The organism is Kocuria sp. KRD140 (assembly GCF_017168375.1).
In the GTDB taxonomy this organism is placed as follows: Bacteria; Actinomycetota; Actinomycetes; order Actinomycetales; family Micrococcaceae; genus Kocuria; species Kocuria marina.
Map to the genome: position 1 here is coordinate 635409 of NZ_JABFAW010000009.1, position 25133 is coordinate 660541.

19 protein-coding genes, 3 pseudogenes and 1 riboswitch are annotated in these 25133 nt (G+C 69.8%); of the genes and pseudogenes, 16 read left to right on the top strand and 6 right to left on the bottom strand.

The window, feature by feature from the left end; all coding sequences use genetic code 11:
* Positions 1 to 85: 85 nt before the first annotated feature.
* A pseudogene (locus tag J1M36_RS11580) lies at positions 86 to 2420 on the bottom strand (S9 family peptidase).
* Positions 2421 to 2488: 68 nt separating this feature from the next.
* Here J1M36_RS11580 and J1M36_RS11585 point away from each other — a divergent pair.
* Positions 2489 to 3253, top strand: coding sequence for a CPBP family intramembrane glutamic endopeptidase (locus J1M36_RS11585; protein WP_342358344.1), 765 nt, complete (start codon positions 2489 to 2491; stop codon positions 3251 to 3253).
* A gap of 51 nt (positions 3254 to 3304) precedes the next feature.
* On the opposite strand, the gene J1M36_RS11590 is transcribed toward J1M36_RS11585, so the two are convergent.
* Positions 3305 to 3943 (bottom strand): VOC family protein, encoded by a 639-nt coding sequence (locus J1M36_RS11590; protein WP_064846920.1) that lies wholly within the window; start codon positions 3941 to 3943, stop codon positions 3305 to 3307.
* 280 nt (positions 3944 to 4223) lie between these two features.
* Between J1M36_RS11590 and J1M36_RS11595 the strand changes: the two genes are divergently transcribed.
* From J1M36_RS11595 to J1M36_RS11610, 4 genes are all read left to right on the top strand, one after another.
* Positions 4224 to 4529, top strand: a complete 306-nt coding sequence (locus tag J1M36_RS11595) for a hypothetical protein (RefSeq protein WP_206479746.1) — start codon at positions 4224 to 4226, stop codon at positions 4527 to 4529.
* Between the two features lie 75 nt (positions 4530 to 4604).
* Positions 4605 to 4946 (top strand): hypothetical protein, encoded by a 342-nt coding sequence (locus tag J1M36_RS11600; RefSeq protein ID WP_206479749.1) that lies wholly within the window; start codon positions 4605 to 4607, stop codon positions 4944 to 4946.
* Positions 4911 to 5031: riboswitch (SAM riboswitch) on the top strand. Its footprint overlaps the gene before it by 36 nt.
* Positions 5032 to 5107: 76 nt before the next feature.
* The gene (locus J1M36_RS11605) at positions 5108 to 6496 is read left to right on the top strand and encodes a bifunctional o-acetylhomoserine/o-acetylserine sulfhydrylase (protein ID WP_206479751.1); all 1389 of its coding nucleotides are present in this window, start codon (positions 5108 to 5110) and stop codon (positions 6494 to 6496) included.
* Between the two features lie 2 nt (positions 6497 to 6498).
* On the top strand, positions 6499 to 7656 hold the full coding sequence (locus tag J1M36_RS11610; RefSeq protein ID WP_085106630.1) for a homoserine O-acetyltransferase: 1158 nt from the start codon (positions 6499 to 6501) through the stop codon (positions 7654 to 7656).
* A 110-nt stretch (positions 7657 to 7766) separates the two neighbouring features.
* Here the strand turns inward: J1M36_RS11610 and J1M36_RS11615 are convergent, their stop codons facing one another.
* Positions 7767 to 8615, bottom strand: coding sequence for an SGNH/GDSL hydrolase family protein (locus tag J1M36_RS11615; protein ID WP_206479753.1), 849 nt, complete (start codon positions 8613 to 8615; stop codon positions 7767 to 7769).
* Positions 8616 to 8690: 75 nt separating this feature from the next.
* On the opposite strand from J1M36_RS11615, the gene J1M36_RS11620 reads away from it, so the two are divergent.
* On the top strand, positions 8691 to 9344 hold the full coding sequence (locus J1M36_RS11620; protein ID WP_064846924.1) for an alpha/beta hydrolase: 654 nt from the start codon (positions 8691 to 8693) through the stop codon (positions 9342 to 9344).
* Between the two features lie 4 nt (positions 9345 to 9348).
* Here J1M36_RS11620 and J1M36_RS11625 read toward each other — a convergent pair whose 3' ends face one another.
* Positions 9349 to 9585 carry an RNA-binding S4 domain-containing protein gene (locus J1M36_RS11625; RefSeq protein WP_064846925.1) on the bottom strand — a complete coding sequence of 79 codons (237 nt, stop codon included), beginning with the start codon at positions 9583 to 9585 and terminating at the stop codon, positions 9349 to 9351.
* Between the two features lie 145 nt (positions 9586 to 9730).
* On the opposite strand from J1M36_RS11625, the gene J1M36_RS11630 reads away from it, so the two are divergent.
* From J1M36_RS11630 to mmsB, 3 genes and pseudogenes are all read left to right on the top strand, one after another.
* A complete protein-coding gene (locus tag J1M36_RS11630) occupies positions 9731 to 10666 on the top strand; it encodes a DMT family transporter (RefSeq protein ID WP_193519712.1) in 936 nt (311 codons plus the stop codon).
* A gap of 122 nt (positions 10667 to 10788) precedes the next feature.
* Positions 10789 to 12285 carry a CoA-acylating methylmalonate-semialdehyde dehydrogenase gene (locus J1M36_RS11635; protein WP_206479756.1) on the top strand — a complete coding sequence of 499 codons (1497 nt, stop codon included), beginning with the start codon at positions 10789 to 10791 and terminating at the stop codon, positions 12283 to 12285.
* A gap of 157 nt (positions 12286 to 12442) precedes the next feature.
* Positions 12443 to 13359, top strand: a pseudogene (gene mmsB / locus J1M36_RS11640) (3-hydroxyisobutyrate dehydrogenase).
* 82 nt (positions 13360 to 13441) lie between these two features.
* Here the strand turns inward: mmsB and J1M36_RS11645 are convergent.
* Together J1M36_RS11645 and J1M36_RS11650 are read right to left on the bottom strand one after the other, a co-directional pair.
* Positions 13442 to 13960, bottom strand: a complete 519-nt coding sequence (locus J1M36_RS11645; protein ID WP_064846749.1) for a MarR family winged helix-turn-helix transcriptional regulator — start codon at positions 13958 to 13960, stop codon at positions 13442 to 13444.
* Between the two features lie 126 nt (positions 13961 to 14086).
* Positions 14087 to 15273, bottom strand: a pseudogene (locus J1M36_RS11650) (AMP-binding protein).
* 104 nt (positions 15274 to 15377) lie between these two features.
* Between J1M36_RS11650 and J1M36_RS11655 the strand changes: the two are divergent.
* The 7 genes from J1M36_RS11655 (at position 15378) to dusB (ending at position 25129) form a co-directional block, all read left to right on the top strand.
* Entirely contained in the window at positions 15378 to 16574 is a 1197-nt protein-coding gene (locus tag J1M36_RS11655; RefSeq protein ID WP_098053322.1) for an acyl-CoA dehydrogenase family protein, read from the top strand.
* 310 nt (positions 16575 to 16884) lie between these two features.
* On the top strand, positions 16885 to 18267 hold the full coding sequence (locus tag J1M36_RS11660) for a glycine--tRNA ligase (protein ID WP_098053321.1): 1383 nt from the start codon (positions 16885 to 16887) through the stop codon (positions 18265 to 18267).
* Positions 18268 to 18274: 7 nt separating this feature from the next.
* Positions 18275 to 19252: a GNAT family N-acetyltransferase gene (locus J1M36_RS11665; protein WP_098053320.1), complete on the top strand. Its 978-nt coding sequence runs from the start codon at positions 18275 to 18277 to the stop codon at positions 19250 to 19252.
* Positions 19253 to 20194: 942 nt separating this feature from the next.
* A complete protein-coding gene (locus J1M36_RS11670) occupies positions 20195 to 21607 on the top strand; it encodes a sugar porter family MFS transporter (RefSeq protein ID WP_206479757.1) in 1413 nt (470 codons plus the stop codon).
* Between the two features lie 60 nt (positions 21608 to 21667).
* The gene (locus J1M36_RS11675) at positions 21668 to 23029 is read left to right on the top strand and encodes a galactokinase family protein (RefSeq protein ID WP_206479759.1); all 1362 of its coding nucleotides are present in this window, start codon (positions 21668 to 21670) and stop codon (positions 23027 to 23029) included.
* Positions 23030 to 23112: 83 nt separating this feature from the next.
* Positions 23113 to 23964: a hypothetical protein gene (locus J1M36_RS11680; RefSeq protein ID WP_241247075.1), complete on the top strand. Its 852-nt coding sequence runs from the start codon at positions 23113 to 23115 to the stop codon at positions 23962 to 23964.
* Positions 23945 to 25129 carry a tRNA dihydrouridine synthase DusB gene (dusB, locus tag J1M36_RS11685; protein WP_064846741.1) on the top strand — a complete coding sequence of 395 codons (1185 nt, stop codon included), beginning with the start codon at positions 23945 to 23947 and terminating at the stop codon, positions 25127 to 25129. The genes J1M36_RS11680 and dusB overlap by 20 nt, the downstream gene beginning before the upstream one ends.
* Positions 25130 to 25133 lie beyond the last annotated feature (4 nt).

A 25133-nucleotide genomic window follows, 5' to 3' on the forward strand; every position in this document is an offset into this window, starting at 1 on the left:
CCGCGGAACTGGTGCTGCGCGGTGAGGTGGGGGACTGGCTCAGCTCCGCCACCCGCGATGCCCTGGCCCCGGACGGCTCCCCCGATCAGGCCGCGACCCCCAGGTAGCGCGCGAGCCACGCGTACTCCCAGGCGGTGTCCTTCCACTGCGAGTAGCGTCCGGACGCGCCACCGTGGCCGCCCGCCATCTCACAGCGCAGCACCACGGTCTCCGGGTGCCGGGCATGAGTGCGCAGGGCGGCGACCCACTTGGCCGGTTCCACGTACAGCACGCGGGTGTCGTTGAGGCTCGTGACCGCCAGGACGGGCGGGTAGTCCGCGTCCCGGAGGTTCTCGTAGGGGGAGTACGAACGCATGTACTCGTAGACCTCGGCCGAGTCCACGGGGTTGCCCCACTCCTCCCACTCGAGGGCGGTGAGCGGCAGCTCGGGCATGAGCATGGACGTCAGCGGGTCCACGAACGGGACCGCCGCGAGCGCCGCACAGTACAGCTCGGGCGCGAGGTTGAGCACGGCTCCCACGAGCAGGCCGCCGGCCGAGCCACCCATCACGGCGATCCGCTGGGCGTCCACGTCCGGGCGGGCGGCGAGGTGGCGGGTGACGGCCACGTAGTCGGTGAACGTGTTGGTCTTGGTGTCCTTCTTACCGTTCTCGTACCACCCGCGGCCGAGTTCGCCACCGCCGCGCACGTGCGCGACCGCCCAGATCACGCCCCGGTCCAGCAGCGACAACCGGGACACGGAGAAGCCGGGGTCCGTGCTGATCTCGTAGGACCCGTAGGCGTACTGGAGCACGGGTGCGGGGGTCCAGGTCCGCGCGGCGCACGATGCTCACGGGGATCCGGGTCCCGTCCTCGGTCACGGCCCAGTCCCGTTCCACGGTGTAGTCCTGGCTGCGGTACCCGCCCAGCACGGTGGCCTCGCGCCGCAGGACGGGCTCGCCCACGCCGTACTCGTTCGTCCCGGACTCGCCGGGTTCGGCCGTGGGGATGTCGTAGACGCGCGGCGGCGTCACGAAGGACGTGTAGGACACCCGCACCACGGGGTTCTCGTACTCCGCGGAGAGCACGCCACTCGTGTAGAGCTCCTCGTCGAACGCGGCCTCGGCCCCGTCCAGCAGCGACGGCGACGCCGCACCGGCCGCCGCGCTCGACGCCGCGGCGTCGTCCGACTCCGCAAGGCGTCCTGAGCCCGTGTCCGATGTCGAGGGCACGGCCTCGCGTGGGCCCGCAACGATCTCGTCCACCGCGCGGCGCGGGATCAGGCGGACCCGGGGCGTGGTGTCCGCGCGCAGGGCCACGACCAGGTGGGTGGCGGTGGGAACACAGGACTCGATCCGCACGTCCTCCGACGCCGGGATGACGTCCGTGAGCTCGAGGTCCGCGAGGGCACGGCCCGCGTGCCCGAGCGGCATGAGGCTCACCCGGCCGTTGGGGGCGTGCGCGTCGTGGGTCAGGAGCACGTAGTCCTGGCCGGCCACCGTGAGGGGTTCCACCTCGTAGAGCACCCGGTCCTCGCGCGAGATCATGACGCGCCAGGGCAGGGAAGCCGGCCCAGCGGCGTCGTCGGACGCATCGGCGACCGGCTCATCCGTGGGGGAGCCGGTCAGCTCGGTCAACGGCAGGATCCGGTACTCGCTGTACTCGGAGCAGGACGAGGACAGCATGAGCCACCGCTTGTCCGCGGAGAGCTCGGCCCCGAGCCACAGGCCGGGGTCGTCCTCCTGGAACAGCAGCTCGTCGGAGGATGCGTCCCGGCCGATGACGTGCCGGTACACGCGCCACGGCCGCCACGACTCGTCCACGACGATGTAGATCAGCTGGGAGGCGTCCGGTGTGAGGAACGCGCCGTACGAGGTCTGCTCGATCCGGTCCGCGAGCAGTTGTCCCGTGGCGAGATCCTTGACCTGGATCGTGAACCGTTCGTCACCTGCGGTGTCCTCGGACCAGGCCAACCTGGAGCCGTCCTCCGACACGCTGAAGGCGCCCAGCGCGTAGAAGTCGTGCTCCTGGGATGCGGCGTTAGCGTCCAGGAGGGTTTGTTCGCCGTCCAGTGCGGTGCCCGGTTCCACGGTGGGCGGTGTCCACTGCGCGGGGTCGGTGACCGGGACGCGGCAGAAGATCTGGTGGGCGCCGCCCTCGACCGTGCGCGTGAAGTACCACCAGTCCCCGCGACGCGACGGCACGGACAGGTCCGTCTCGAGCGTGCGGTCCTTGATCTCCCCGTAGATCCGCTCGCGCAGGGGCGCCAGATCCTCGGTCGTGGCCTCCGCGTAGGCGTTCTCGGCGTCCAGGTGCGAGCGCACCTCGGGGGAGTCCTTGTCCCGGAGCCACTCGTAGGGATCGGCGAAGGTGTGCCTGTGGAACGTGCGTTCCACCGGGCGGCTCGGGGCCACGGGATAGGACAGCTGCTCGGAAGTCATGCCCACAGTCTAGGGACGGGTGGGGACGCGCAGACGTGGTCCCGCTCGCGAGCGGCCACAATGGTCCCGTGCAGACTCCCACCCCTTCGCAGCGCGGCATGTCGCGCGCCGACACGTGGCTTCAGATCGTCCTGGTGCTCGGCGTGTCCCTCGGGGCGTCCGCGGTCTACGCCGTGCTGGATCTGGCCGAGGTGCTCATGCGGTCCTCGCTGGCCGACACCACGACGACGCTCAACCGGCCCCTGAGCAGCGTCCCCCTGATCGACGCGTTGCGTCAGCTCACGGGCATCGGCTTCGCGCTCGTCCCCGTGCTGCTGGCCCTGTACCTCATGGCCGGGGTGGCGCGGGGGATCCCCGGCGTGCTGTGCAGGATCGGGGTGGATGGGCGCAGACCCGTGTGGGACACGCTGTGGGGAATGGGTTTGTTCGCGGTGATGGGCGGCGGCACCCTGGTGCTCTATCAGGTGGGCCGGTCCCTGGAGATCACCGCGCAGATCACCACATCCACCATGGAGCAGACCTGGTGGGCGGTTTCTTTGCTCGTGCTCTCCGCGCTGCGCCACTCGATCGTGGAAGAGATGATCGTGGTGGCGTTCCTGTGCGAGCGCTTGCGATCCCTCGGATGGTCGTGGTGGCTCGTGGCGGTGGCCTCCGCGGTGGCGCGGGCCAGCTATCACCTGTACCAGGGGTTCGGACCCACGCTCGGGAACCTGGTCATGGGACTCGTGTTCGTGTGGCTCTACCGCCGCGGCGGTCGACTCATGCCGCTGCTGATCGCCCACGCCCTCCTGGACACCGTGGGCTTCCTGGCCCCGCAACTGCTCGCGGGCTGATGCCGGAGACCGGGCGGAGCGGCGTCGTCGGCCGCACCGAAGGGAACCAGATCAAATGGTGACGGTGCCGTCCGGGGTGTCGAACGAGACGGCCATGACCCCGGGGGTGCCGTTGGGGGCGCACCAGGTGACGTCCAGCGAGCCCAGGACGTCCTCCACGGGACCGCCGAGCCACTCCGTGACGCGGTCGGGGGAGCCGGCGATCTCCATCCCGCTCAACCGGACGTCCGTGATCCGCGCCTGGGACGGGTGCATCTCGTCCTCGGAATCGAAGTGCACCATGAACGGCAACTGCGGGTCGGAGATCAAACCCTTCACGCCGATCTGATGCCATTCGAGCTGCCGACCGTCGGGGAACAACCGGCCACCGGGCACGGAGGGGCGGCCCAGCTTGGCCTCGAAGGGCGCGAGGTCGGGGACCTCTACGACCCAGCCGAGCCAGCCGCCGCCGGCGTCGGAACGGGCACGGACGGCCTGACCGAACGGCGCCTTCTCCGCGGCGGGGTGCTCGAGCACCGTGACGACCTCCACGTACTGGTGGTCGGTGAGCGGCAGGATCATGTTCCGGGTGCCGAAACGGGGGTGCACACCGCCCTTGACCGGTTCGATCCCCAACCGGTTCGCGATGCGTTCGGTGGTGGCCTCGAGGCCGTCGGGCTGAGCCGCGAAGGAAACGTGATCCAAGTTCATGACGCCATGGTGGCACCGGCCACACGGGCCACCAAATCGAGCGCGAGCCCGGCGAGTGTGTGACCTGCGCCGCCCGGTCCGGTGGGCAGGGCCGGCTCTCCGCACCTCCCGAGACCTGGCATCGGGACGGCTGATTCGGGCGGGGACTGTGTTGGTCCAGGTCAACGAGACGCGCGTCTCAGAGGCTGGAGTTCGCAGCATCAGCCGGGGAGTCTCCGACCGAACCCTCGCTATATGACCTGAGACCGATATCGATCCCGATCACTACGAGGTGGTTCCCGTGTCCGCAAATGCCGTCGGTTTCACACTCCTGATCCTCCGAGTCGCCCTGTTCCTGGGGAAGTTCGTGCGCGTCAAGGTGGGTTGGGTCCAGAGCCTGTTCCGCAGCGACGAGTACTACCCCGCCGGCACCATGACCAGCCGCCCGTCCTCCGTGGAACCGTTCTCCCGGCACATGTCCATCGCGGCCGTGGTTGGCGGCGTTCACCATCCTGGCGGTGGTCGGCATCGCGTTCAACGTGGCCATTTTCCTGTGGTTGGCACCCCGCATCATCGGTCGCTATTGGTTCGGGCGCGGTATCGGTGACTTCCACCCGTCCATGGGTGTGACCGCCACCGGGCTGATCCTCATGCGCGTGGTGGACCCGGAGGCCAAGACCCGGTGTTCGAGGCGTTCGGTGACAAGCAGCTGGTGTTCGAACCGTTCTTCGGGGGCGGGTTGGTCACGGCGCTGGCCATCCCCGTCATCTACCTGACCGGTGTGGGGCCGTTGTTCTTCGTGATGCTCGCGGTGTTCGTGATCGCGGTGCTCACGGGTCTGTTCTACTTCCATCCACGTGAGACGAAGGACCGGGAACTGCACACCCGGGAGATGGAACAGCAGGAACGAGCGGCCACTGACCCCGAGCCCGCTCGCAGCGTCCCCGGCTTGACTCCCGCCCCGCCGGGTTCGGACAATGAGGTAATAGGTCACGAGAGTCAGCGCGAAGCCCCAGCTAGCTGACCGGCAACCCTCCCTTCCGCGGTGGGGTGCCCTGGGTGAGGACCTGGCCGTGGCGTCGACCGACGTCGTGCGGCAAGCGCGGGTCATTGGTGCCCGGTCACAGCACGGGCACCGTGCGGATCGCCACCGGACCCCTGATCCTTCCGAGAAGGAGTACGGCCATGAGCACCGCTCCCACCCCCGACAATCCCCAGGGCTGGTCGTTCGAGACCCGACAGATCCACGCGGGCCAGAACCCCGACCCTGTGACCGGGTCGCGCGCCCTGCCGATCCACCAGACCACGTCCTTCGTGTTCCCGGACGCCCGCACGGCGGCGGCCCGGTTCGCGCTCGAGGAGATGGGTCCCATCTACTCGCGCCTGACCAACCCCACCACGGAGGTCGTGGAGCACCGGGTCGCGTCCCTCGAGGGCGGCGTGGGGGCCCTGATGGTCTCCTCCGGACAGGCCGCGGCCACGCTCGCGATCCTCAACCTGGGCGGCGCCGGAACCCACGTGGTGGCCAGCCCGTCCCTGTACGGCGGGTCGTACAACCTGCTCAAGCACACGCTGCCGCGCATGGGCGTGGAGACCACGTTCGTCTCGGACCCGGACAATCCCGCGCAGTGGCGGGACGCGGTGCGCGAGAACACCGTGGCGTTCTTCGGTGAATCCATCCCGAACCCCCGCAACGACGTGCTCGACATCGAGACGATCGCCGGGATCGCCCACGAGGCGGGTGTCCCGCTCATCGTGGACAACACGATCGCCACGCCCTACTTGGTGCGGCCCATCGAGTGGGGCGCGGACATCGTGCTGCACTCGGCCACCAAGTTCCTGGGCGGCCACGGCACGGCGATCGGCGGGTTCATCGTGGACACCGGAGCGTTCGACTACTCGCGGGACCCTGAGCGCTTCCCCGGTTTCAACCAACCGGACGAGACGTACAACGGACTCGTCTACGCCCGCGATCTCGGTGCCGACGGGGCCTTCGGCGTCAACCTCTCGTACATCCTCAAAGCGCGCGTGCAGTTGCTGCGCGATCTGGGGACCTCGATCTCTCCGTTCAACGCGTTCTTGATCGAGCAGGGCATCGAGACGCTGTCGTTGCGCATGGAACGTCACGTGGCCAACGCGCAGAAGGTCGCCGAGTGGCTCGAGGCCCGCCCCGAGGTGCGCTCGGTGTCCTACGCCGGTCTGGAGTCCTCGCGCTGGCACGACCGCGCCCTGAAGTACGCGCCCAAGGGTGCCGGGTCGGTGCTCGGTTTCGTGCTCGACGGCGGCCGGGACGCCGGTGTCGCGTTCGTGGACGCCCTGAGCCTGCACTCCAACGTGGCGAACATCGGTGACGTGCGCTCCCTCGTGATCCACCCCGCCTCCACGACGCACGCCCAGCTCAAGGACGAGGAGCAGCTCGCGGCCGGCGTGGAACCGGGATTCGTGCGGCTGTCCGTGGGTGTCGAGGGCATCGACGACATCCTCGCGGACCTCGAGTCCGGATTCGCCGCGGTGGGTGCGCGCGGCGACGCTGCCGGCGACGCGGCGTCGTCGGCGGAGGACACGGGGAACTGACCATGACGGTCGTGGGCAACGGGCCGCGCACGCGGCGCGACGGCGTCGTACGGCGGGCCGAACTCGGCGAGCTCGTGCTCGAGTCCCGGTTCCGGCTGCCGGACGTGCACCTCGCGTACGAGACGTGGGGCGAGCTCGCGGCGGACGGTTCCAACGCGGTGCTGATCGAGCACGCGCTCACGGGTGACACGCACGTGGCGCGCGGTGGTGCGGGGCATGAGGACGCCGCGAGCGCTCCCGAGGGCGCGGCCGCCGCGGCGGACGGTTGGTGGGACGGACTCGTGGGCCCGGGTGCCGCGATCGACACGGACCGCTACTTCGTGGTGTGCGCCAACATCCTGGGTGGGTGCTACGGCAGCACGGGACCCGCGAGCCCCGCACCGGACGGCGTCCCGTGGGGCTCGCGTTTCCCGCGCGTGACCGTGCGGGACTCGGTGACCGCGGAGGCCCTGCTCGCGCGGGCGCTCGGAGTCTCCCGGTGGCGGCTCGTGATCGGCGGGTCCATGGGCGGGGCGCGCGCCCTCGAGTGGGCCGTGTCCCACCCGGATCGGGTGGCCGCGTGCGCCGTGATCGCGGCCAACGCGCGCGTGGGTGCCGAGCAGCTCGCGTGGGGACAGGCACAGTCGCTCGCGATCCGCCAGGACCCGAACTTCCGGGGCGGCGACTACTACGCGGGCGAGTACCCGGAGGCGGGTCTGGGGCTCGCGCGGCGGATCGCGCACATCACCTATCGCAGCGCGCACGAGCTGGAGACGCGCTTCGGCCGCGAACCCCAACCCCGTGAGGACCCCGAGGCCACCCACGTCGCGGACCGCGGTCGGTACCAGGTGGAGAGCTACCTGGACCACCAGGCGTCCAAACTCGCGGGCCGCTTCGACGCGAACTCGTACCTGAGTGTCAACGAGACCTTGATGTCGCACGACGTCGCTCGGGGCCGCGGCGAGCTACGGGACGTCCTCGCCCGCACCCGGTGCGAGTGGCTCGTGGCCGCGGTGGACTCCGATCGGTTGTTCTTCCCCTCGGAATCCGCCGAACTCGTGGCTGCGCTGCCGGGGGAGCAGGAGCTGCACACGATCACGTCCCCGAGCGGGCACGACGGGTTCCTCATCGAGACCCCGCAGGTGGGCATGTTGCTGCGGGAGACCGTGCTGCGGGACTGAGCATGGAGCCCTGACGGGTCGGCTTCAGCGGTGAGACCCGGTGGGAACGGGCCGGCCTCAGTGAGCGCGGCCCTGACTGGCGGGACTGGGTGACCCGGCCCCGGGCCGGCTCAGGCCTCCCGGTCCTCGACAGGGATGCCCTCGCCCGCACCGGGGATCGTGGTGCGCCCGAACGAAGGGCGCTTGGCGGTGATGTTGTCCCCGGAGCTGCGACGCCGGATCCGGCGGCCGACCCACGGGACCAGGTACTTCCCGGCCCACACGAGGTCCTCGCGACGCGCCTCGCGCCACGTGCGCACGGGACGGTCCCCGAGCTCGCCGGGGACCAGGTCGTGCTCGACCCCCAGGGAGTCCAGGACCTCGCACGCGATGAGCTGGTGGCCCAGGGGCGAGAAGTGCAACCGGTCCGGTGCCCACATGGCAGGTTCCCCCAGTTGCTGCAGTCCCCAGAGGTTCACCATCACGGCGTCGTGCCGGGCGGCCACCACGCGCAGGTTCTCGTTGAAGATCGCCACGCGCCCGCGGATGCTGCGCAGCACGGGGGTGTTGCCGATGTCCGGGCCGTCGAACATCGTGACCGTGGCACCCGTGGCGGCGAGTTTCTCGATCACGGCGTCGAGCCGCACCGCGATGTCGTCCGGATCCGCACCGGGTCGCAGCATGTCGTTGCCGCCCGCGCTGATGGTCACGAGGTCCGGGCGCAGTTCGATGGCCGGTTCCAGCTGTTCGTCCACGATGCCCTGGAAGAGCCGACCGCGGATCGCGAGGTTGGCGTACGCGAAGTCGTCGGTGTGGCGCGCGAGCTCCTCGGCCACGCGATCGGCCCAACCGCGCACACCGCCGGGTACGGCGTCGTCGGGATCGCCGACGCCCTCCGTGAAAGAATCGCCGATCGAGACCATGCGGTGCCAAGGGTGCTTCGGGTCGGAGGGGGCTCGGGAGTGCGTGCTCTTATCCATACCCGGTTTCTAACACACCCGCCTGAACGACTCAGGCCCGCGGGCAGTGCCGGGTGGGCATGTCAGGATGGAACCATGCAGCAAGCTCCCCACGTGATCTGGAACAACGAACCGCAGGACCGCGCCGGAACACCCTTGGTGGTCATGTTCCACGGCTACGGTTCGTACGAGGAAGACCTCATGGCCCTGAGCTTCGCGCTACCGCAGGGCTACACGTACGCGTCCGTGCGCGCACCGCAGCGTGCGGGCATGGGGTTCCAGTGGTTCCCGCTGGCCGCAGATCTCGCGTTCACCACGGACGCCGTGGTCGCCGCGGCCGAGGCCGTGATCGAGTGGTTGCGCGAAGAGTCCCAGCAGCACACGCACGTCTTCCTACTGGGGTTCTCCCAGGGCATGGCCATGGCCACGACCGTGGCGCGTCACGTCCCCGAGCTCGTGGACGCCGTCGTGGGGATGTCCGGGTTCGTGATCCCCGTGGCGCCCGACGACGCCCAAGCTGATTTCTTCCGGGACGACCGGCTGCGCGCCGAGCCGCTGCGCATGTTCTGGGGCCGGGACCCGGAGGACCCCGTGATCACCTCGGTGCTCGTAGACGGCACCGCCGAGTGGGCCAACGATCACACCGAGCTGACCAAGATCCAGTACCGGGGCATCGGTCACGGGGTCTGCCCGGAGGAACTCGCGCACATTAAGGAGTATCTCCAGGCCGCCGTGGACGCGACCTCGTAGGGCGTCAGCCCGTCACGATGCGCACGGGCGGCAGCTCCGCCCCGACCACCGCGATCACGTCTCCGGCGTGCAGTTGCGCGCCGCGGCGCAGTTCCACCGCGCCGTTGACCGTGACCTGCCCCTCGGACACCAAGTGCTTGGCGTGTTGGCCGTCCTCCGCGAGGTTCGCGAGCTTGAGCGCTTGGCCCAATCGGATCATCTCGTCACGGATCGGGAGTTCTTCGTAGTCGTCGTGATGCATGGGTCCATCCTCGCAGGCTCGGGAGTAGCCTACATCGGTGACTTCTCCCACCCCTGTCTCTTATAACCATCTGACGCTGCCGACGATAAGGCGCGTGGCTCCACACGCGCACGCCCGGAGCCCGCTCGTCCTTCTCACGGGGGTCGTGCTGAGTATCCTGGCGGGCTCGTGCCTGGCCGTCCAGTCGCGGTTCAACGGCGCGCTGGGCCGCGCCATGGGGGACCCGTACCTCGCCGCGCTCGTGAGCTTCGGGATCGGGTGCGCAGTGTTGCTCGTGGGCTCCGTCCTACTGCCTGCGGGCCGGCGCGGCGCGGCGCGGTTGCCGGGCGTGCTGCGTACGCGGCGGATCCGCTGGTGGTACTTCCTGGCCGGGGTCTTCGGCGCGTACCTCGTGATCGCGCAGACGCTCACGACGGCGCTGCTGGGCGTGTCCGTGTTCATCCTGGGTCTCGTGGTGGGCCAGTCCCTGGGCGGGATGCTCGTGGACCGGTGGGGGATCGGCCCCGGCGGGATGCAACCGCTGAGCCGCTACAGGGTGCTCGGCACCGTCCTGATCCTGGCCGCCGTGGCCGTGGCCATGGTGCCGCGGTTCTCGGCGGGTCCCCTGCACATGTCCACCCCGGCGCTCGTGGGCGCGGTGGCGTTGCCGGTTCTGGCGGGTGTGCTCAACACGGTGCAGACGGCGTGGAACGCTCACATTGCCGCGGCCACCGGGACGCCCCTCACATCCACGCTCACGAACTTCGCGGCCGGGACCGTGGCACTCGTGGTCGTGGCCGGTGTGGCCCGCTGGCTCACGCGCCCCGGCCCCGTGCAGTGGCCCCACGAGTGGTGGCTCTATACGGGCGGGATCCTGGGCATCGTGTTCGTGGCCGCCGGGGCGGTGCTGGCCCGGCACGTGGGTGTGTTGCAGACCAGCCTGGGGCTCGTGACGGGCATGCTGCTGGGGGCGCTCGTGCTCGACGTCGCCGTGCCCACCGCGGCCACCGTGGTCACCCCCGTCACGGTCGCGGGCACGCTGGCCACCCTCGTGGGCCTCGTGGTCGTCACACTCCCGTGGGGTTCACACCGCAGTTCCTGAGGCGCGATTCTGCGTGGTGTGGTCGGGAATCCGTCGCCCCACGATTGATTGCACGTGTAATGGTTTGTCGTTAGATTTTTCGTGAGACGCACGTCACAATGGAGCGCCGCAAAGAGACGACCATGACCCAGATCCCACATTTCATCGCAGGCACACGCGTCCCGGGGGAGTCCGGGCGATTCGGGGACGTCTACAACCCCGTGCGGGGCACGGTCGCGGCGCAGGTGCCCCTGGCCACCGCGGACGAGGTCGAGCGCGCCGTCACCTCGGCCCAGGAGGCGTTCCCCGTATGGTCCGCGCTCAACCCCCAACGCCGGGGGCGGCTCTTGCTCAAATGGGTGGACCGGATTAACGAGAACGCGGACGAGTTGGCCGAGCTGCTGTCCAACGAACACGGCAAGACGCTGGAGGACGCGCGCGGGGACATTCAGCGCGGCGTCGAGGTCGTGGAATTCGCCGCCGGGGCACCCCACCTGCTCAAGGGGGAGTTCTCCGCGAACGCCGGCACGGGGATCGACGTCCACTCGGTCCGCCAGCCCCTTGGCGTGGTCGCGGGGATCACACCATTCAACTTCCCGGCCATGATCCCGCTGTGGAAGACCGGCATCGCGCTCGCAGCGGGCAACACGTTCGTGCTCAAGCCCTCGGAACGCGACCCGTCCGTGCCCGTGCGGCTCGCGGAACTCGCCGTCGAGGCCGGGATGCCCGAGGGCGTGCTGAACGTGGTCCACGGGGACAAGACCGCCGTGGACGCGCTGATCGAGGACCCGCGCGTCAAGGCCGTGGGATTCGTGGGTTCGAGTCCGATCGCCCAGTCCATCTACGTGGCTGCCGCGCAGCACAACAAGCGCGCCCAGTGCTTTGGGGGCGCCAAGAACCACATGGTCATCATGCCGGACGCGGACCTCGAGCAGGCCGCGGACGCCCTCATGGGCGCCGCCTACGGCTCCGCGGGGGAGCGCTGTATGGCGGTGTCCGTGGCGGTGCCCGTGGGGGAGGCCACCGCAGACCGGTTGGTCGACCTGCTGCGCGAGCGCATTGACCAACTCACCCTGGGCCCGTCCCTCGACCCGGCTTCGGACTTCGGCCCGGTCGTGGGCCCGGACGCCAAGGAACGCATCGAGCGCTACATCGGCATCGGTGAGCAGGAGGGCGCCACGCTGCTCGTAGACGGGCGCGGCGCGGAGGTCGCGGGTCACCCCGACGGCTTCTGGGTCGGGGCCACCCTGTTCGACCACGTCACACCGGACATGCAGATCTACAAAGACGAGATCTTCGGCCCCGTGCTGTGTGTTGTGCGTGCCGAGGACTACGAGGAGGCCCTGCGCCTACCCTCCGAGCACGAGTACGGCAACGGCGTGGCCATCTTCACGCGCGACGGGGACACCGCGCGCGACTTCACGTCCCGGGTGGACGTGGGGATGGTGGGCGTGAACGTCCCGATCCCCGTGCCCATCGCGTACTACACCTTCGGCGGGTGGAAGGCCTCCGGTTTCGGCGACCTCAACCAGCACGGCACGGACGGGTTGAAGTTCTACACGAAGACCAAGACCGTGACCACGCGCTGGCCCTCCGGGGCCAAGGAGGGCTCGAGCTTCGTGATGCCCGCCGGCAGCTGAGCGGGCCCGCGGACGCCCGCGGGTTCCCTTCCACGGGGCCCGGCCCGTGGTTCCCGCCCCATAGGTCCCGCGCCTCGCGACCCGCACTTCGCGACCCGAGCCGAACGCCCGAACCGAACGTCCCGAACCCCCGGGTTCCGAACCGTCAGGAAGCACCATGAACACCTCCGGCACAACAGATCTCCGGGTGGCCTTCCTGGGCCTGGGCCATATGGGCGGGCCCATGGCCGCCAACTTGGTGGCTGCGGGCGTCCCGGTCCTGGGGTTCGACGTGGTCCCCGCCGCGATGGACGCCGCCCGCGCGGCCGGGGTCACGGTGGTGGACTCGCCCGCGGCCGCGGTCCGTGAGGCGCAGGTCGTCATCACCATGTTCCCCTCGGGTCGGCACGTCCGGCAGGCCTACACGGGCGACGACGCCGCGCCCGGTCTGCTCGCGGCGTCACCCGCCGGGACCACGTTCCTCACATCTCCGACGCGCAGGACGTCGCCGAACTCGCCGTGGCGGCGGGCCACCGGGCGGCGGACGCACCGGTCTCGGGCGGCGTCGTCGGGGCGGAGGCGGGAACGCTCGCGTTCATGGTGGGCGCCCCGAAGGACGTATACCGGGAGGTGCTCCCGCTGCTCGAGATCATGGGCGGGCGGATCGTGCACTGCGGGGGCAACGGCATGGGGCAGGCCGCGAAGATCTGCAACAACATGATCCTGGGCGTGTCCATGATCGCGGTGAGCGAGGCGTTCGTGCTCGCCGAGAAACTGGGGCTCACGCACGACGCGATGTACGACGTCGTCTCGCAGGCCTCGGGACAGTGCTGGTCCCTGACCACGAACTGCCCGGTGCCCGGGCCCGTTCCCGCGAGTCCCGCCAACCGCGATTTCCGGCCGGGCTTCGCCGGAGCCCTGATGGCCAAGGACCTGAACCTGGCCGTCTCCGCACTGACCGATACCGGGGTCGCGGCCCACATGGGCCCGCTCGCCGCGCAGCTGTACCGCGAGTTCGCGGCCGGCGACGGCGCCCACCGGGACTTCTCGGGGATCATCGAGACCATCCGCGCCGAGAGCGAGCGCGGGGCCTGAGTGGCATGGCCTGACCAGCAAGGATTGAGCGGGGAGCGTGCGCGGCGGGGCTTAAATGGCGGGGCCTGGCGTCGCAGGGGCGTCAGCCCTCGATCGCGAAGTCCCCGGCGTGTGCGCGGAAGCGCCGCAGGATCGTGATGAGCGAGTCCACCTCGTCCGGCGCGAACCCCGTGTCGCGGAACAGGTCACGGTTGAGCGCCTCGGTGGCTTCGGCGGCTACGGCCGTCCCCCGATCCGTGAGCACGATGGTGATGGCCCGCCGGTCACTGGGCAGCGGTTCGCGGCGCACCAGGCCCGCGTCCTCGAGGCGGTCCACCGCGTTGGTCACGGAGGTCGGGTGGACCTGCAACAGGGCACTGGCCTTCTTCATGAGCATCTGGTGCTCGCGCGAGAAACTCAGCAGCGCGATCAGCTCGTAGCGCGCGAATGTGAGCCCGAACGGTTTGAGGACGGCCTCGGCCCGGGACAGCAGGATCTGTTGCACGCGCATGATGGCCGTGACCGCCGCCATGGGCGCGGCGGTGTCCTCCCACCCGTGCCGCATCCAGTTGCGTTGGGCCTCGGCAATGGGGTCCCTGGGGAGCCCGGGAGTGGTCGACATAGGGAACCCGCCTTCCTCATCGGATGCCGTCGGTGCCCTCCCGCGGCCCGGTCAGGGTACCAAGGGCCTGTCATCGAACGTCCGTCACCGGGCGACCGTCACGGGAGGGCCGTCACCGGGCGGCCATTACTGGTCCAGGGACAGATCCTCCTCGCGGTACTCCGTCCCGTACCCCTCCGGCGCTCGGCCGGATTCGGAGCGCCGCGTCTCCACCGAGCGCAGTTCCACGCGACGGATCTTGCCCGAGATGGTCTTAGGCAGTTCGAGGAACTCGATCCGGCGGATCCGCTTGTAGGGTGCCACCTTGGTGCGGCAGTAGGCCAGGATCTCCGTGGCGGTCGCGGCGTCGGCCATGCGGCCGGGCGCGGGCGTGACGCAGGCCTTGGGGACCGCGAGGCGCAGCTCGTCCGGGGTGGGGACGATGGCCGCTTCCAGCACCGCGGGGTGTTCCACGAGCACGGACTCGAGCTCGAACGGGGAGATCTTGTAGTCGTTGGACTTGAACACGTCGTCGGAGCGGCCCATGTAGCTGAACACCCCGTTCTCGTCCACCGAGACGATGTCACCGGGTTCCAGACCGATCCAGTACATCGTGGAGAGGTGGCCCACGGGGTAGGACGTGTGGGTGTGCTCCACGAGTTTCGGCGTGGACGTGGTCCCGGACGTGAAGTACAGCAGCAGGGTAGCGTCCCCGCCCGTGGGCGAGTCCGGTTCCAGTTCGTCCGAGCTCGCGTACGCGTCCCGGTAGTCCAGGCACGTGCGGTGGGGAAGCTCGGGGGCGGCGACCGGTTCGGAACCCGCCCGGACCCCCGGGACGTACACGACCGCGTAGTCCCCGGGCACGGAGGCGAACTTGGCGGCATCCTCCACGCCGCCCACCGCCCGCGAGGCGCCGGCGCGTTCCACCCGGCCGTGAGGTCGGTGGGTCCCATCTGGGTGGTCGAGGGGATCACCACCGCCCCCAGCTTGATGCACGCAAGCATGCACTCCCACAGCTCCACCTGGTTGTTGAGCATGAGGATCACGCGGTCCCCGCGGCGCACACCGTGCTCGCGCAATCAGTTGGCGACCCGCGCGGAGTCCTGGCTCAGTCGCGCGAACGTGCGGGTCAGGCGGGAGCCGTCCTCCTCCAGGATGATCAGCGCGTCCTGGTCCCGGCGCTCGGGGGATGCGGCGAGTTGGTCGAACCAGTCCAGGCCGAAGTTGAAGTGATCGACGCGCGGCCACACGAACTCCTCCCGGGCCCGTTCCCACTCCTGCTGGAGCGACACCAGGTGGTAGCGTGCGGCGCGAAACTCGTCCGTGACGGTCATGACCGGCCCCCCTCGAATTAATGTGATCTGTGACACAGATATGTACTTGGACGGTCTATAGTTGAAAAGATCACCATTGGATTACCGAGCACCCGAGGGCCAGGATGACCACCGCCATCACCTCCTCTCGTCCCCGTGCCGCGTCCGAGCTCCCCGGAGTGGACCTGCTGAAGATCCAGCAGCTGCTCTGCGATGACGAACGCACCCGTTTGGCGGGGATCGAGAAGCACCTGCAGGACAACGTCCGCCGTCAGTCGATCGACCCGTGGAACCGGGAGCACCTGCCCCTGGAGATGCTGCCCCGGCTCGCCGAGCTCGGCCTGGGCAATCTGTTCCGGGACGGCTCGTCCCGGTTGTTCCAGGGACTCGTGCATGCGCAGCTCGCCCGGGCGGACGTGTCCCTGTCCGCGCTGATCGGGATCCACAACGAGTTGATAGTGGGGACCCTCGTGGAACTGGGGTCGCAGCAGCAACAGGACACGTGGCTCCCCGGGCTCTCGGACCTCTCCACGATCGGGGCGTTCTGCCTCACTGAACCCGAGCACGGCTCGGACATCGCCGGCGGCCTGGCCACCACCGCCACCCGCGAGGGTGACGAGTGGGCCATCAACGGTCGAAAACGTTGGATCGGCGCCGGAACCGTGGCCCAACTGGCCCTCGTGTGGGCGCGGGACACGGCCGACGGTCAGGTCAAGTGTTTCGCCGTGCCCACCAGGACACCCGGGTACGCCGCGACCAAGATCGGCAACAAGATGGGTCTGCGCATCATGCAGAACGCGGACGTGACGTTCACGGACCTGCGTGTCCCCGCGGACGCCCTGCTCCCCGGGGCCGTGAGTTTCGACGCCGCCAACATGCTGCTCAAGGACTCGCGCGCATGGGTCGGGTGGCAAGCGGTGGGCGCCCAACAGGCCATCCTGGACGTCCTGCGCGAGTACACCCTGCGGCGGGAACAGTTCGGCAAGCCTCTCGCGAGCTTCCAGATGGTCCAGCAGGCCATGGCGGAGATCGCGGGCAACCTCGCGGCGAGCTCCGCGCTCATGGTGCAAGTCACCCGCCTGCAAACGTGCGACGAGATGGACATGATGCACGCGGCCCTCGCCAAGTCCACCGCGACCCGGCTCGGCCGGCGCTCGGCCTCACTGGCGCGTGACGCCCTGGGCGGCAACGGCCTGCTGAGCGACTACGAGATCGCCAAGGTCCTGGGGGACCTCGAGGCCATCTACACGTACGAGGGCAGCTACCACATCAACTCGCTCATCGTCTCCCGGGCGCTCACGGGGGTTTCCGCGTTCGTCTGAGTGGCCGGGAGCTGACGACCAGAAGGGGGAAGCCGTGCCCGCAGGACCGCGCCCGGGGTCGTGACCGACCGGGCGCGGTCCCTCATGAGCGAGGGCCGCGCGGTTAGGCGGGGATTCGGCATCCTCGTTACCCTGGTGACAGCGCCTTCGCGCGCCGTCGGGCGTTCTCGTCCCCACCGCACCCGCACCCTTCGGTGCCGGTCCCGCGTGGGCGGCCCCGCGGCGTCGTCGTCGGCGCCGTGAACGACCCACCCAGTACTCCACGCGCGGCCGCAGCCAGCGGTCGGGCGAGAAACGGACGTGAGACCGCATGACTGCCAAATCCACCCTGGACAATGTCATCTCCCTGGCCAAGCGCCGGGGCTTCGTGTTCCAGGCGGGTGAGATCTACGGCGGTTCGCGCTCCGCGTGGGACTACGGGCCCTTGGGTGCGGAACTGAAGGAGAACATCAAGCGCGAGTGGTGGCAGACCTTCGTGCGCGGCCGCGCGGACATGGTGGGCCTGGACTCCTCGATCATCCTGCCGTCTGCGGTGTGGCAAGCCTCCGGGCACGTGGAGACCTTCACAGACCCGCTCGTGGAGTCCCTGCACACCCACAAGCGCTACCGCGCGGACCACCTGCTCGAAGCGTACGAGGCCAAGCACGGGCACCCGCCGGTCAACGGGCTCGCGGACGTCAAGGACCCCGAGACGGGCCAGGACGGCAAGTGGACCGACCCCCAGCAGTTCTCGGGGCTCATGAAGACCTTCCTGGGTCCCGTGGACAACGAGGAGGGCAAGCACTACCTGCGCCCGGAGACCGCTCAGGGCATCTTCGTGAACTTCCTCAACGTGGTCACCGCGGCGCGCAAGAAGCCCCCGTTCGGGATCGGGCAGATCGGCAAGGCGTTCCGCAACGAGATCACCCCGGGCAACTTCATCTTCCGCACGCGGGAGTTCGAGCAGATGGAGATCGAGTATTTCATCCACCCGGACGAGGCCAAGCAGTACTTCGACGAGTGGGTCGAGGCGTGCTGGAACTGGTTCGTGGACCTGGGTGTGAACCCCGACAACATGCGCCGCTACGACGTCCCCGAGGACGACCGCGCGCACTACTCGGACGGCACGATCGACATCGAGTACCGTTTCGGTTTCCAGGGCTCCGAGTGGGGCGAGCTCATGGGCGTGGCCAACCGCACGGACTTCGACCTGAGCAACCACACCGAACACTCAGGCACCAAGATGCAGTACTTCGACCAGGCCTCGGGAGAGCGTTATACCCCGTACGTGATCGAGCCGTCATTCGGGCTGACCCGTTCCATGATGGCGTTCCTCGTGGACGCATACGTGGAGGATGAGGCCCCCAACACCAAGGGCGGCGTGGACAAGCGCACCGTGCTGCGCTTGGACCCGCGCCTCGCTCCGGTCAAGGCCGCCGTGCTGCCGTTGTCCAAGAAGGAGGACCTGCGCCCCGCCGCGCAGAACCTGGACGCCGAGCTGCGCAAGCGCTGGAACATCGACTACGACGACGCCGGGGCCATCGGCCGCCGCTACCGCCGCCAGGACGAGATCGGCACGCCGTTCTGCATCACCGTGGACTTCGACACCCTCGAGGACCAGGCCGTGACCGTGCGCTCACGCGACGAGATGACCCAGGAGCGCGTGGGTCTGGACCGCGTCCAGCAGTACCTCGCCGACCACCTCGAGAAGTAGGCACCGCATGAGCATCGAGTACCGTCCGTGGCGCGAGGACGACGACCTGCGTCTGCTCGAGGTCTGGCCGGACGCGCCGTCGGCACCCGCGCAGGCCTTCCGTGCGCGACTGGGTGCCGACGACGACGCCGCGTTCTCCCGCACGCTCGTGGCCGTCGACGCCGGCGTGCCCGTCGCGGCCGGGGTGGTCTACGAGTCCCCGTGGCACCCGCGCCGGTTGTGGGCGTACGTGGAGGTGGCTCCGGACCGGCAGCACGAAGGCATCGGCCGGGAGCTCCTGGCACGCTTGCGGAAAGTGGCCGCGGACGCGCCGTCGAGCGTCACGGCGCTGCGCTCCCGCGTGACCCCCGGCTCCGCGGGGGAGAGCTTCGCGAAGGCGGAGGGCCTGACCCCGGCCATGCGCTCGCGCGTGGTGCGCGTGGCCGCGGGTGCCCTGCCCGAACCCGCGCTCGGACAGACCGCGGACGGCTCGTGGGTGCGCTCCGTGGAAGATCTCGCGACCGGTTCCGTGGAACTAACACGCGCCGTGTGGGAGTTCTACCGCTCGGTCCACGACTGGGACCCGGTCGCGGAGATCGGGATCGGCGCGGTGAACCGGCAGTTGCTCTCGGACACCGCCGGAGCGTTCGGAGCCCTGGTGCTGCGCGCGGGCGCTCCGGGGAGTGACGGTCCCGCACCGATTACCGCGTTCGCCGTGAGCTACCGCCCGTTCGATCCGCAGGATCCCGAGGACCGGGCCACCCGGTTCGAAGCCGCGGACGTGTTGCTGGGCTACGTGCCGGGCGCCTCTTCCGGTGACGGTTCCGCGCGTGAGGCGGGTGCGGCCGTGGAGACGCTGCTGGCCCTGCTGGTCCGGGACTACCCCGTAGAGCTCGAGGTGGACGACTCCATGACCCCGCTCGTGGCCGTGGTGGACAACCTGCTGGAGGCCGGGGTCGCGCACGTGGTCACGGAAACGGTCACGCTGGTGGACGACCGCGTGTAAGGCCGCCGGTCCAAGCCGGTGCGGGGGGAGGACGGGTGCGGTGAGGACACTGGTTCTCCACGCGGGTGACCACACGGCGTGCCCGTACGGCATCGACCTGTTTCCGGGTCCGGGTTTCCCGGTCACCGGTGTCCGACCCCTGCGCGGCAGGCTACCCCGGAAACTGCGGGACGTCGTGGAGCATCGGACCCACACTATGGTGGACGTGCCCCTCAGGGCCGTGCCCGGGGTGCGGAACGCCGAACTCGTCCTGGGGGTGCTTCGAACCCGTCACGGCACTCGCCGCGCAGCTCAAGCGGCGGGACGTGCCGCCGTACGCAGGCACACCCCTGGTGATGATCTCGTGCTGGCTCGTGGAATGGATCCGACGAGCGGATCCCGATCGCAGACGCACGCTCGTCCGCCGGTTCTCGGCGGTGGATCTGATCCTCACGCTGAGCCGGAACCAGATCAACATCCTCGTGGATGCAGGGTTCCGGGCCGATCAGGTGGCCGCTATCCCGTTCGGCTGCGCACCGGAACTGTTCCCCGACGACGGGACGCAGCGGGCCGTCGACGTCTGCGCCACCCGGCCGAGCGGGAGGCGCTCGCGGAGGCGGGTAGGGCCGTGGTCACCGAGCGGTTCACGTATGACAGGATGTGGCGCGCGTTGCGGGACGAGCTCCACGATCACGGGATCCGTTCGGGCCCCGGTGCGAACTGACCGCCGCCGCCCGGTCTCGGCCTACGAGGCCTCCGCGTGCTGCTCGTCCCGGGACAGCACGGCCGTCACGAGCCACGCGGCCACGCTCGCGAGCGCCACGGCGGTGGAGCCCGCGGCCAGGATCGCGGGCACCGAGGACTGACCTGACGACAGGACGTCGAGCGGGTCGGCGCCGAGCAGCCCCGCGGGCCACGCAATGCGTCGTTCGTGGTAAGACGTTCACGGAGGAAAGGAGTCCCATGCCCGAGACCCAGGCGAGTCCGTCGCGCACGGAGCCACCGCGACGCCAGGAGATGAACGGCCGGTTGCGGCTGATCGCCACGGTGGCCACGTTCGGCGGATTGCTGTTCGGTTACGACACCGGGGTGATCAACGGAGCGCTGCCGTCCATCGTGGCGGATCTGCGGTTGACGCCGTTCCTTGAGGGTCTCGTGGCCTCGATCCTGCCGTTCGGCGGGGCGTGGGGCGCGGCGTTCGGCGGCAAGCTCGCCGACCGCTACGGCCGCCGCCGGGTGCTGATGATACTGGCTGTGGTCTTCGTGGTCGCCACGATCGGGTGTTCGATCGCACCCACCGTCGCGGTGCTCGTGATGTTCCGCTGCCTGCTGGGGATGGCCGTGGGCGCGTGTTCCGTGATCGTGCCCGTGTTCCTCGCCGAACTCGCCCCCTCGCACCTGCGCGGTCGCGTGGTCGCTCAGAACGAGCTGATGATCGTGGGCGGCCAGGCGCTCGCCTTCGTGTTCAACGCGGGGTTGGCGACGGCGTTCGGGCACCTCCCGCACGTGTGGCGCGTCATGCTCGTGCTCGCGACCGTCCCCGCGCTCGTGCTGTGGATCGGGATGATCGTGGTGCCGGAGTCCCCCCGCTGGCTGGCCCGCCACGGAGCGGTGGAGAAGATGTTCCAGGTGTTGCGCCGCATCCGCGAGGACTCCTACGACCGGCGCGAGGGCGAGACCGTCCTGGAACTCGCCCACGAGGACGAGCACCGCCCCGCGGCCCGGATCACGGATCTGGTCCGCGTCCCGTGGATCAGGCGAATCTTCGTGCTGGGCGCGTCCATGGCCGTGATCAACCAGATCTCGGGGATCAACGCGATCCAGTACTACGGCGTCACGGTGCTGCAGGACGTGGGCTTCGGCGGCAACGGGGCGTTCTACGCCAACATCATCCCCGGGATCATGGGGGTCGTGGCTGTGGCCCTGGCCATGTACCTGCTCAAGCACGTGGGCCGCCGGACACTGTTGCTGACCGGGTTGGTGGGGACGGCAACGTCGTTGACGGGCTTCGCGGTGTCCTACCTGACGATCCCCGAGGGCAGTCCGGCGCGCGCGTGGGTGATCCTCGCGTGCATCGTGGTGTTCGTGGGGTTCATGCAGTGCTGCATCGGCACCGTGACGTGGTTGTACATGTCCGAGATCTTCCCGCTCAACGTGCGCGGCGTGGGCATGGGTGTGTGCGCATGGATCCTGTGGATGATGACGTTCCTGGTGGGGCTCACGTTCCCCGTGCTCACGGACGCGCTGGGCGTGGGGTACACGATCATGATCTTCGTGGTGCTCCAGCTCATAGCGATCGTGTGGGTGTACTGCGTGGCCCCGGAGACCAAGGACAAGTCCCTCGAGGAGCTGGAGCGCTACTTCCGCGCCGGGTAGGGGACAATGGTTCGTCAGTCGTCCTACGACGCCCCGTCCACACCATGTGAGGAACCGTCCGTGTCCTGTGAGCTCAGCGAAACCACCATCCCGGAAGACTTCGCGCGCCCGCGCTGGGTCGCGCAACCGGACGTGCGTGAGCGGGCGCAGCGGTTGAGCACGAAGTTCGAGGAGGTCTACGCCCGCCCGCCCGCAGGGGTGTGGGCCGCGCCCGGCCGCGCGAATCTCATGGGCGAGTACATCGACTACTCGGGCGGGATGTGCCTGCCCTTCGCCCACCAGTACGTGACGTTGACCGCCGCAGCACCCCGCACGGACGGGATGCTGCACGCGCAGTCCCTCCAGGACACGGACGCCTCCGTCGCGGACCGTGAACTGCGCGCGGCCCGGGTGAGTGACGTCCAACCCGGAGCCATCCATGGCTGGTTCGGCTACGCCGCGGGCGTGGCGTGGGGGATGAACCGCGTGGCCGCGGGGCACTCCGAGCACGAGGCCGTGCCCGGACTCGCGCTCGGTGCGGACTTCGGCGCGGACCTGCTCGTGGACTCGACCGTGCCCATCGGCGCGGGACTCGCGTCCTCCGCGGCGCTCGAGTGCTCGGTCGCGCTCGCCCTGTTCTCGCTGCGCACGGGCGACGACCACCCGGACGACACCCTGCGCCGCGCCCTGGCCCGAGCCTGCATGGACGCGGAGAACTACATCGTGGGCGCCAACACCGGCGGCCTGGACCAGACGGCGTCCCTGCGCTCGCACGCCGGGCAGTTGCTCGCGCTGGACTGCCGCGATTTCGACGTCGCCCGTCTGCCCGCCGATCCCGCGCTCGCGGGTCTCACGTGGCTCGCCGTGGACACGTCCGCCCCGCACAAACTGGCCGACGGTCAGTACAGTTCCCGCCGCGCCGAGTGCGAGGCCGCTGCCGCGGTGCTCGGGGTCTCCCGCTTGCGCGACGCGCTGCCCGAGGATCCGGGGTTCGACGACGCCGCGGCGGTCCTCGAGCGCTTCGACCACCTGCTCGGGGCGGGCGCCCCGTTGGCCGAGGACCCCCGAGGGACCCGGTTGCGCCTGCGTCATTCCGTGACCGAGATGGTGCGCTCGGAGAAGATCGCCCGACTCCTGCGTGAGGCGGACCCGGACTGGGCGGCCGTGGGTCAGCTGCTCGTGGCGGGCCACGAGTCCATGCGGGACGACTGCCAGGTCACGGTCCCGGAACTGGATACGGCGGTCGAGGGCTGCCTGGCCGCCGGGGCCTTGGGTGCCAAGGTCGTGGGCGGCGGTTTCGGGGGCTCGGTGATCGCCTTGGCTCCCGAGACCCACGTGGAGCGACTCGCGAGCGCGGTGCAGCACCGGTTCGCGGAGAACGGGTTCCTCGATCCGCTGTTCCTCACGCTCACCCCGTCCGACGCCGCCCGCAGGGTCCTCTGACCCCGCGCCCCTGCGGCATCGGTTGCACGGGGCAACGATCGGGGCTGGAAGAATCACGCGGTAGGAGCACAGGAGGAGGGCGCATGTTCGCACGGGCCAGGGTGGCGCGCAGGCTGCAACGGGGCCGGGCGGCGTCGTCGTCCGGGGACACCGCCACGGCACGCGATCACTACGAGGCGGCCCTGCGTACGGCGCGACTCGGGGAGGCGTGGCTGGAAGCGGGCCAGGCGGCGTCGTGGTTGGGGAATCTCGCGCGGGACGCCGGCGACTGGGCGGACGCGGAACACCACTACCGTCTGGCCGCGACGCAGTACAAGCGCGCGCCACGGTCGGCGCGATCCCTGGGAGCGCGGGTGCAGTGCCTCGAGAACCTCGGGGACGTGTTGCTGCTGGCCGGGCGCCCGTGGGACGCATACCGCGAGTTCCAGGAGGGGGCCGCGGCGGCGGGGGTGGATCCGGCGCGACCCGCCGGGGACGGTGCGGGCTTCGTCACGCGGGAGGACCTGCGCTGGGTGTCCCACCTGGCCACCGCGGCGCAAGCGGCCGGGCGGCGCAAACTCGCGGCCGAGCACTACGAGACCGTGCTCGCGGGCTGCGAAGCGCGCGGGGACGTGGCCGGGCAGATCATGTGCTGGAAAGGGCTCGCGGCGCTCGCCGAGGGGATGATGGCCTGGAACGACGTTGCCCACGCCCTCCACACCGCAAGCAACCTCTACCCCGCGCTGCCCGAGCCGGAGGCCCACACCCGCGAGTGGGTGCAATGTCTGCGGGACCTGGGCGCGGTGTACAAGACCCTGGGTCGCAGGGACAAGCAGGTGCGCGCGTTCAAGCTCGCGATGCGACTCGAGCAGGTGGACGCGTCCGCGCGCACCGACCGCGACGCCGGGCAGCGGACGAATGAGACAATGGCCCACGATGAGCACCGAGACGACTGAGACCGCGGACCGTGAACCGGCCGTGTTGAACTTGAAACCCCTACAGCTGGGCCGGCTGACCGTGGACGTACCCGTGGTCCTGGCGCCGATGGCCGGGGTCACGAACAAGTCCTTCCGCACCCTGTGTCGGGAGTACGGCGGGGGACTGTACGTGACCGAGATGGTCACGGCGCGGGCACTCGTGGAACGCCGCCCCGAGTCCCTGCGGATCATCGACCACGACCCCCACGAGACCCCGAGATCCATCCAGATCTACGGTGTGGACGCCGTGAACGTGGGCAAGGCCGTGCGGATGGTCGCGCAGGAGGATCGCGCGGACCACATCGACCTCAACTTCGGGTGCCCCGTGCCCAAGGTCACCAAGCGCGGGGGTGGTTCCGCCCTGCCGTGGAAGACCGACCTGTTCCGCGCGATCATCCGCACGGCGGTGCGCGAGGCCGGGGAGATCCCCGTGACCGTCAAGATGCGCATCGGCATCGACGGCGAACACCAGACCTTCCTGGATGCCGGGCGCATGGCCCGCGATGAGGGGATCGCCGCGGTGGCCCTGCACGGGCGCACCCTCGAACAACACTATTCGGGCCACGCCGACTGGGATGCGATCGCGCGGCTGCGCGAGGCCCTCCCGGACATCCCCGTGCTGGGCAACGGGGACATCTTCTCCGCGGAGGACGCGGTGCGCATGGTCGAGCACACGGGCGTGGACGGCGTCGTCGTGGGTCGGGGCTGCCAGGGCCGGCCGTGGCTGTTCGGGGACCTGCAGGCAGCCTTCGAGGGCAGCCCGCGCCGCTACCGGCCGGGTGTGCGCAAGGTCGCGGAGACCGTGTACCGCCACGCCGAGCTGCTCACCCAGGAGTTCGGGGACGAACTCAAGGGCTGCCGCGAGATCCGCAAGCACGTGTCCTGGTACTTCAAGGGGTACCCGGTGGGCGGGCAGTTACGCGCCCGCATGGCGCAGGTGCCCACACTCGCCGCGCTGCGCGAACTGCTCGACGAACTCGACCTGGATGCCCCCTACCCGGGCGCGGACGTCGAAGGGCCTCGGGGCCGAGCGGGCTCGCCTAAGAAGCCCCACCTGCCGGACGGCTGGCTTGACTCCCGCATCCTGGGCGACGCCGAACGGCTGGGTCTCGCGGCCGCCGAGCTCGACGTCTCGGGAGGCTGATCCC

Excerpts from the sequence above, each read along its gene's own strand:
- J1M36_RS11590 (WP_064846920.1), bottom strand. The coding sequence starts at position 3,943 with ATGAACTTGGATCACGTTTCCTTCGCGGCTCAGCCCGACGGCCTCGAG.
- J1M36_RS11605 (WP_206479751.1), top strand. The coding sequence starts at position 5,108 with ATGAGCACCGCTCCCACCCCCGACAATCCCCAGGGCTGGTCGTTCGAG.
- J1M36_RS11610 (WP_085106630.1), top strand. The coding sequence starts at position 6,499 with ATGACGGTCGTGGGCAACGGGCCGCGCACGCGGCGCGACGGCGTCGTA.
- J1M36_RS11615 (WP_206479753.1), bottom strand. The coding sequence starts at position 8,615 with ATGGATAAGAGCACGCACTCCCGAGCCCCCTCCGACCCGAAGCACCCT.
- J1M36_RS11620 (WP_064846924.1), top strand. The coding sequence starts at position 8,691 with ATGCAGCAAGCTCCCCACGTGATCTGGAACAACGAACCGCAGGACCGC.
- J1M36_RS11625 (WP_064846925.1), bottom strand. The coding sequence starts at position 9,585 with ATGCATCACGACGACTACGAAGAACTCCCGATCCGTGACGAGATGATC.
- J1M36_RS11635 (WP_206479756.1), top strand. The coding sequence starts at position 10,789 with ATGACCCAGATCCCACATTTCATCGCAGGCACACGCGTCCCGGGGGAG.
- J1M36_RS11645 (WP_064846749.1), bottom strand. The coding sequence starts at position 13,960 with ATGTCGACCACTCCCGGGCTCCCCAGGGACCCCATTGCCGAGGCCCAA.
- J1M36_RS11655 (WP_098053322.1), top strand. The coding sequence starts at position 15,378 with ATGACCACCGCCATCACCTCCTCTCGTCCCCGTGCCGCGTCCGAGCTC.
- J1M36_RS11660 (WP_098053321.1), top strand. The coding sequence starts at position 16,885 with ATGACTGCCAAATCCACCCTGGACAATGTCATCTCCCTGGCCAAGCGC.
- J1M36_RS11665 (WP_098053320.1), top strand. The coding sequence starts at position 18,275 with ATGAGCATCGAGTACCGTCCGTGGCGCGAGGACGACGACCTGCGTCTG.
- J1M36_RS11670 (WP_206479757.1), top strand. The coding sequence starts at position 20,195 with ATGCCCGAGACCCAGGCGAGTCCGTCGCGCACGGAGCCACCGCGACGC.
- J1M36_RS11680 (WP_241247075.1), top strand. The coding sequence starts at position 23,113 with ATGTTCGCACGGGCCAGGGTGGCGCGCAGGCTGCAACGGGGCCGGGCG.
- dusB (WP_064846741.1), top strand. The coding sequence starts at position 23,945 with ATGAGCACCGAGACGACTGAGACCGCGGACCGTGAACCGGCCGTGTTG.